At 54.1% G+C, this 8567-nt stretch carries 3 protein-coding genes; all 3 read right to left on the bottom strand.

Annotated elements, in window-relative coordinates:
• Positions 1-1883 (bottom strand): UvrD-helicase domain-containing protein (locus tag C7R94_RS26740; protein WP_146142823.1); only part of this gene is annotated, 1883 nt, incomplete at its 3' end.
• Entirely contained in the window at positions 1852-5349 is a 3498-nt protein-coding gene (gene addB / locus C7R94_RS26735) for a helicase-exonuclease AddAB subunit AddB (protein ID WP_106785651.1), read from the bottom strand. The genes addB and C7R94_RS26740, both read right to left, overlap by 32 nt.
• A 15-nt stretch (positions 5350-5364) precedes the next feature.
• Positions 5365-8567: SbcC/MukB-like Walker B domain-containing protein (locus C7R94_RS26730; RefSeq protein ID WP_106785650.1), on the bottom strand; the 3203-nt coding region annotated here is incomplete at its 5' end.

Raw genomic sequence — 8567 nt, 5'->3', positions numbered from 1 at the left:
CCCCAGCCTGAGGTCGCTCGAAGCAAAATAACGATATCGCGATAGGCTAGCGGGCGCATTCCCCCAGCCTTTTTATCGAAAACGAGCAGTGGCTCTTCCCCCTCGCCCGACTCCATCCACCGACGAATACGGCTGGCGATTAGTCGAGCTTCCAGCTGTGCAACACTCGCTTCCTCTGCGGACTCTCCCTCGGGAATACCTGCTTCGCCCTCATCTGTCCCCTCTGCAGCTACCGCCTGACCTTCTTCTGCTATCGCTGTATTCCGGTCGATCAAATGCATCTCTGCCTGCAAACGGTTCGGCTGTGCTTCAGGATAAGACGCACGGTTGATCAGCTCCGCCGATGGATCATAACCAATCTCACCTACCCCGTGAGACATGATCTGGCGAAACAAAAAGTTAACGGCATCTACGACTTCCCTTCTACTGCGGAAGTTCGCCGCCAGATCGATGCGCCGTCCGATGCTAGCTTCATCAGCATCACCATCTTTTTGATAGGTCACATATTTTTCGAGAAACAGCTTCGGCTCTGCCAAGCGGAACCGATAAATACTCTGCTTCACATCCCCTACCATGAAGCGATTCGCTGGCTGACCATTCGCTCCGTCTCGGGAAACCATTTGCAAGATTGTCTCCTGCACGAGGTTGATATCCTGGTATTCGTCTACCAGCACTTCAGCGAACTGTTCGCGCAATTGCGTGGAGATTGACGAAGGAACAGTCTCCCCGGACTCATTCGTTTCAGTTAGAACGCGCAGAGCCAGATGCTCCAAGTCGCCAAAGTCGACCAACCCACGCGATCGCTTCTCCAATTGAAAAGCATCCGAAAATGCTGTCACCAGCCTGGCCAATGTCTGCATGTGAGGAGCAATCCGCTGCAAATCCGCGACGTACTGCTCGGCTGTCGTAGAAAAGTATTGCTCGATTTGCTCGGCCAGTTCCTTTTTCACACTGTTTCGCAGGTCTTGCACCTGTTCCTTCACGAGCGGATCTGTGCCTTTCACTGGAGGCAGCTTGGCAAATACAACCCCTCGAACCGCTTCGACGGTCGCTTCCCAACCATCTCTGCAAGCCGCTCCTGCACGTTGCAGGGCAGCCGCTTCCGCCTCAAGCAAAGGCAAATAGCCAGCAGGTCCTTCCGGTGAGCCAGCCAACAGAACTGCCCTGCGCATCTTAGCGGTCATTCCACCGAGTGCCAGCTCCACAGAACGCAGCACGCTTCTCGTCCACTCCAGCCCGTCCAGACCGTTTTTATCGTGAACCGCAAACATTCCAGCCGCTTCCCCGAGCCATTGTTCTGGTGCCGGATGACTGCGCGAAAACTCATACAGCCTAAGTAGCAGTATGGTGAGGGCATGATCGTCCTGACCATCCAGCATCACATCAGCTAATGCATGAAAATCCGCGTCATTCTCATACCAGCTCTCCAGCTGTTCCTCCAAGACATCCTGTCGCAAAAGCTCTCCTTCCATCTGATCGGCTATGCGAAAATCAGGATCGAGTTCAATCAGATAGTAATACTGGCGCAAAATCCCCAAGCAAAATGAGTGAAGTGTCGTAATCGTCGCCCGCTGGAGCAGTGCAAGTTGTCGACGCAGATGTGAAGAGTGCGGGTCATCTTTCAATGCTTTTCGCAAGGCATCGCCGATCCGGTGACGCATCTCTGCCGCTGCCGCATTGGTAAAGGTCACCACCAACAGCTGATCGACTCCAACCGGGTCCTTCTCGTCCATGATGCGTCGGATAATCCGCTCAACCAGGACGGAGGTTTTCCCAGAGCCTGCCGCAGCTGCCACCAGGAGATTATTCCCGCGCTGGACAATCGCTTGCCATTGCTCGTCCGTCCATTGTTCAGGCTTGGCCTGCAACTGTTGATCCGCCATCGGTCATTCCTCCTTCTCCTGCCATCTGCTGCTCTGCCAGCATGCTCCATATTTGCTTGTTGTTCCATTTGGCAAGCTGTCGGTGCTCATTCCCGCCTGCATCTCCGTCGAACTTGCATACCGGCCTGTACGAACAGTAATCACAAGCGGTCATCGTCCCGTTTGTGTACGGCGCGATCTGGATTTCCCCGTTGGTCATGCGCGTACTGATTTGCTTTACAGTATCGCGAACATAAGAGGTCAGGGCTTGGAACTGCTCGGCTGTTGCCACGGATGAACGCGACGAGAGCGTTCCGTCCTTTTTGATTTCAAATGGCACCAGCTCTGAAGCCCCTTGCTCTACATAGCCATCCATCATTCTAGCCAGCTCTGGGTCTGCGAGCATCAAGCCTTTCATGCGCAAACGCTTAGCCCGCTCCTTTGCCGCTTCGTCAGCCGTTAGCAAGCGTTTTGCCGTCACAAAAGGATCGGCTACCTGATAGTAGAAAACGCCACCCATTTCGGCTTTTTTCCCCAGCCATTCCTCGGCATTTGCCACGACGACGTCGAGATAGACGAGCAGTTGCAAATTCAGACCGTTCCACACATCGGAAAGAGACAGCTGCTTGGGACTGGACTTGTAGTCAATCACGCGCAAATACGGGACCTCACTATCCAGTGACTGGTCAACGCGGTCAATTCGTCCAATTAACTGAAGCTCCACGCCATTTTCTAGCGTTAAAGCCAATCCCGGCAAATCTGAATTCGGCCCAAACGAAACCTCCAGTCCTACTGGGGCAAAACGGCTGCGCTTCGCATGCTCCCCGAGTACGTAAATCGCGCGGCCAACTGCTCGCTTCAGCTTGCCGGACAAATAACGATACCGGGCTGTCCTCGTCAAAATGCTGCTCCGAGTCGCAGGGACCAGTTCTTCTACAACTACGTTTGCAAGCTGCATACTATTGTCTTCCGTCAGCTTGCTCCACTCCAGATTGTCTTCGTTCATTTTTTCAACAGCTCGCTTGAGTGAAGCGTGGAACAGCTCTCCCACATCGAAACGCTCCAGCTTGTACATCGTTCTCTCCGCCAATCTGAGACCGTGGGAAGAGAAATGCGAGAACGGACATGACTGGAACCGCTCCAGACGAGATACGCTCATTTTCAGTTGCTTGCCGTACAAGGTCGTGCTCGTTTCTAAATCCAGCTCCTGCGGTCGATTGAAGTAACGCAAGCCAGACAACAGCCACTGCTCCCGTTTGACATCGGGAGAAGAGCGAATATACCAGTCGTATACCTCCCACCAGAAGTCTGGCAGCTCTCCTGTTTTCTTCATCGATCGCAATAGCGTCAAAAGATGGCGGAACACACGTCTCGGATGTCCGAGCAGGAATGCATCTGTCTCGTGCTGCCCTGTCGGTTCATTGTAAAACACCTGATGCGGGATATCCGGCAGTACTTCCCGGATGCGGGTAAACACAGAGGAAGGCAACAGGGCCTTGCCCTCTTCATCTGCCAACGCACAGCTCAGGATCAGCCTCTCCGACGGTCTCGTCATCGCCTGGTACAACAGGTAAGGCTCAGCCATCAGCCGCTGCTTTGCACTCGGTGCCAGAGACATGCCCATCTCAGCCAATCGCTCACGTTCCGCCTCATCCAGAATTCCTTCTTCTTTTGGACGCAACGGAATAATGCCCTCGTTTACACCAAGCAAAAACAGTGCTTTGACATCTGGTTGACGTGAGCGCTCCATTGCCCCGATCAGCACCTGATCCAACGCTGGGGGTACGAGTCCCAATTCAATCGTCTCCAGACCGCTGTCGAGCACACGGGCAAATGTCGCCAGGTCCATGCTCTCGTCGCCCATGACCTCCACGACCTGATCCATCAGCTCGATCAATCCTGTCCATACTTGTCCGTGCACCTGTGCCGCATCGAGATCGCCGTCATTTTCTGCCTTTCGCTGCCAGTGCTCCAGCTTGTTAGGCACATCCAGCGCGATCAGAAGGTTGTACAGGGCAAGGGTCATTTCCTGTACGTTTTTGCCCGTTGCTTGCTTCATCTCTTTTTCAAAGGACAGGAGCGGCGCTGCGTATTTGCGTCTCAACACATCGATTTGCGCATCTTCCTCGGCACCTGCCTGCCCGCGGAAATGCCAAGCAGATTCTTCTGCCCATTGATAGCCAAAGACACCATGAGCCAGCACGTAGTTTTCCAGTCGGTCGATTTCCTTCCGGGCTGTATGCTCATCGGTAATATCCAAAAGGAGCAGGTCTGTTTTCAAGCAGCGGAAAACAGCGTCGTACCGCCACCTCGTAACAATGACCTCCAATGCCGATCGCACCAGCTCCACCAAGGGATGGTGCATGACGGAGCGCTTCTGGTCCAAGAAGTGCGGGATGCCGTATTCGGTAAACACAGCCGAAATCTCATCTGCGTACGTCCCGATTTCCCGAAGCAAAATCGCCATGTCCTTCCAGCGATACCCTTCTTCTCTCGACAGCGCGAGGAGCTTCAAAGCCACAGCCTCTACCTCCGCACGCCTGTTTACTGCTGAGAGCATCGTCACTTCGTCCGCTCGTCCGGGCTGATCCGGGATCGGCGGGTCTCCCCATTGGAAATACACTTGTTCGACTTGACGCAGCCACGGACTGCGGTTGAATCGCTGTGCCTCCGTCAATAAAAGCGGCTTGGCGATTGATACACCCGATTCACGCGCCATCAGTGTCAAGGCTTGGTACGTTCGCAGTGTAGGGTGGAACAGCCCCAGTTCATCCACTGAAGCGTCACGTTCATTCGGGTCAAGCGTCAGCGCAATCGTCACCTGCTTGGCGTGCTGCATCAGCTGCTCGATCAAGCGCAGCTCTTGATTCGTAAACCCGGTAAAGCCATCGATAAATATTTCAGCCTGCTTGATGTACATGGAATCACGCACCATCGTCGCCACTCGGTTCAGGATGTCGTCCGCATCGCAATATCCCTCTGACAAGTAAGCCTCGTACGCATTCATAATCAAGCGAAGGTCATGTATTTTTTGATTGAGATTGGCTCCTCCCCATTCCACATTCTCGGAATGGGTGAAGGATACCCCATACGATTTGCACTCACTAATCAAGCGACCGAGCTGAGCAGCAAACCCAGGCTGTGTCGCCGAGCGCCCGAATACGTTCAGCTCTTCCTTGTGCCGCTCCAAAAGCATGCGCAAAACCATATGCTTACCCAGATCGTCAACAGGCACGGTAGTCAGATCGCCCAGCTCCTGCATGAGCCTGTGAGCCAATCGACCGAAGCTGAGCACTTGTGTCCCCATCACACCACCCAGCTCTGGCAGTGTGGCGAGCGCATACTCTTCCTGAAAGCTGGCCTGCTCCGGCACGAGCAAAATCATAGGCGAACCCAACGGCTTTTCCCGCAGCCGGGCTTGCATCTGCCGATGGATCGATTCTGTCTTCCCCGTTCCTGCCCGTCCCAGTATAAATTGGACTGCCATGATTTTTCCCCTTCCCTACTCCATTTCCAGATGCAGCGTGCTGCCTTTTCCCATCGGTTCTGCTGGTGTAACGACCAGACGACGCGGCATGCGCACACGTATTTCCGGTACGTGGCTAATGACCCCGATGGTGAAATCGTCCATACGCAGTCGCTCAAGCGCATCCATAACGACTTCCAAAAGCTCCGGATCGAGTGTCCCAAAGCCTTCGTCGAGGAAGAAAAACTCCAGGCGTCCGCCACGCATTTGAATCTCCATCGACAGGGCAAGAGCCAGCGATAACGAGGTCAGGAAGGTTTCCCCGCCAGACAATGTGCTTACTGGGCGGCGCATTCCTCCAGCTCCCTCATCCCGCAAAACAAATTCGCCCTCGTCGCCGATTTCCAGCCCGTAGCGGTTGGCGGTCATCCGCTTCAGGTGATAGGAAGCGTCTCTTGCGATTGATACCAGTTTTTCCTCCGCAATGAACTGGACAAACGCCTTGGCTTCGAACAATTTTTTCAGCTCTTCCAAGCGGCTCTGCTCATCCTGCTGCTGTATCATTTCTTTGTGAAGCTCTTGCCATTTGTCATGATTTTTTTCCATGCGATCCACATGCTCTTTGGCGACAGCGACTTGCTTTTGCGCCTCCTGGAAGGCTTGCTCCCATTGATCCCACGCCTCTTTTGCAGTATTGAGCTCTTCCTGCGTAAACGAACGGCCTGCTATAGCTTGTTGCAGCCTTTCTTCCTCGTAACGAAGCTGCCCAGCGATTCGCGTGTAAGCCTCGACTTGCTCCTGTGCCTGTGGCAATTGCTCACGCTCAGCGTATCGCTCCCGTACATACTCGACAGTACCGAGACCTGTTTCCTGCAAGCCTTGGTACAATGTCTCGTGAGCTTCCGTGCGTTGCCGTGTGAGGATGGCCAGCGTCTCCGAATACTTGACCAAATTGTTTTGCACGGTTTCCCGCGCCTCGGCGGTCTCTTTGCGCATTGTCTCTGCCAGGGTGACTGCCTGACGCAAACTGAGGAGAGTCTCCTCTACTCGCATCAAACACTCCTGGGCAGTAAGTCCACCCGTGCGTTCCAGCCATTGGGCATGCTTTTGTTCCCACATACGCTTACGATCTTCCAGCTTTTCCTTCAGCGCCGCTTCCCGTGATTTGCCCTCTACCTTCCTCGACTTGGCGGCTTCTACCTGCATCATCAGCTTTCCGCGCAGCGCTTCTTTCTCTGATCGCACCTGCTGCAACTCTGCCAGACGGCGATCTGATTTTCCGATTTCCTCGTATCGCTGTTCGATTTCCTCGATGGGAAGTCCATGGCGCTTCCCATCCAGCTCTTCTCTGGATTGCTTTTCTTGCGTGAAAGCAGCGTCCAGGCGAACTTTATTCTCATCGATTGCCTTCTGTGCCTGTTCGAGCAACAGCACGCTCCGCTCCATCAAGCGTTTCTTTTCCGCCTCTTCCTCACGCAAGGCTTCCAGCTGCTGCTGCAATTGCTCACGCTCTGCTTTTAGCCGCTCTCTTTCCGCTTGCTTGGCAATCAGTTCCTTTTCCTCGCGCTGATAGACGGCGAGAAGCTCTTCAAAAGAATCCACGATCCAAGGCTGTCCGTACCCGCGACACTCTGCCTTGATTGCCTCAAGCCGCACCTCCAGCTGTTCCTGTTCAGCCTTTACGCTTGCTAGGCGCTCATCAAAAGCAGCGAGCGCTCCCTTTGCTGCCAACCAAGCTTCCTTGGTTTTGCCTGCTTCTTGTTCAGCCGTGCGCAAAGTCTCTTCTGACGCTTTGATTCGAGCACGCAGGGCATCACCCTCCGCCCCCGCTTCAGACGCTTTTGCATGGTTCTGGTGGCCGTATGGGTGGTGTTCGGAACCACATACTGGACACTCCTTGCCTTCCTCTAAACGTTCGCGTAAAAACCGCGCCATGTTTTCCTGCTGCCAGCGTTCCCATTCCTGACGCAGCTCATCTCGTTGGGCAAGTTGACTCTTCACTAGTGCTTCGCTTGCCTCTACTGCCCGAGCCAACTCTTCATTGCGCTCATCCAACTGCTTACGCTCCTCGACGATGTGCTGCGACTTCTCCTGCCACGATGAGAAAGCCTGCAATACTTCCCGCCACTGGCGACCTACCTGCTTCATGTCTGCCAGCACATTTCTTGCTTTCTCCCATTCTGCTTCGCTCATCAAAGCCGAGTCGGTTGGTGCAGCCAGCTCTTCTCTTTTTTGTGCCAAGCGATTCGCACACGCTTCCCAGCTGCGTTTGTGCTCATCGGCAGTATGAGTTGCCGCCTGAATCTGCTGCTGTGCTGCGAGTTGTTCTTTTTCCAGCTCACGTACCTTGGCATGGTCTCGCTCCCACTGCTGCTTTGCTTCTCTGGCTGCTGCTATTTGTGCTCGCCATTCAGGAGAGATCGTGACCTGCTTCATCTGCTCTTGCAGATCCGCCCACGCAAGCTCCCAGTTTTTTAATTCTTCCTCATCCTTTTCCAGCTGCTGTTCTATGTTGTTCAAGGCGACTGAGACTTCGTTCCACTCTCGCTCCAGACTTGTCCACTCTTCCCGTATCGCCTTTAGCTCCTCTTCCCACTCCTGTGCCTGCACCAGCCTGCCCTTTTGCTGAATCAGTAATGGCTCCTGTTCAGTCAACTCGGCGTGGACCTTCTGATACGCTTGCTCTGCCTCCTCTACGGCTAAACGAGCACTCTCCTGTTGTTCGCGGCTGCGTTCCAATGCGGTACCGGTCGCATGCCACTCCTGATCCAAACGCTCATATTGCTGAAGTAATGGCCACAGTCGAATGCTCGACTCCCATTCGCGAATTTTCGCGGTTAGAGATGCCATTTCCGCTTCATTTGCTTCCTGCTGCTGTAGTTGCGCCTGGACGTGCAGTAGCTCCTGATGCCACTGGTTAAGCTGCTCCAGCTCCTTGAGCTTCCCAGCCAGCTCCTGTTTTTGCTGAGTGAATTCCTGCTCTTTTTGCGCAGCTTCCTCCCACGTTTGTCTCGCCAGCTCCAAGGCTTCCGGACCTGCGTCACCCAGAGCTGCACTCGCCAGTTGCAAACGATGCATCTGTTCCTTGACCTGCTCCAGAGCATGCCGTACACGCTCGCTCAGCTTTTCCCCATAAATATGTAGGCGGAACATTCGTTGCAGCATCTCATTGCGTTCACTGCCCTTCAGCGTCAAGAAGCGGGAAAATTGACCCTGTGGCAAAACGACCGCCCGGGTAA

The organism is Brevibacillus sp. NRRL NRS-603, from assembly GCF_003013445.1.
In the GTDB taxonomy this organism is placed as follows: domain Bacteria; phylum Bacillota; class Bacilli; order Brevibacillales; family Brevibacillaceae; genus Brevibacillus; species Brevibacillus formosus.
The sequence above is the reverse complement of the archived record's forward strand: the minus strand, read 5'-3'. Positions and strand labels throughout refer to the sequence as shown.

Coding starts and splice junctions, on each gene's coding strand:
- addB (WP_106785651.1), bottom strand. CDS start 5,349: ATGGCAGTCCAATTTATACTGGGACGGGCAGGAACGGGGAAGACAGAA.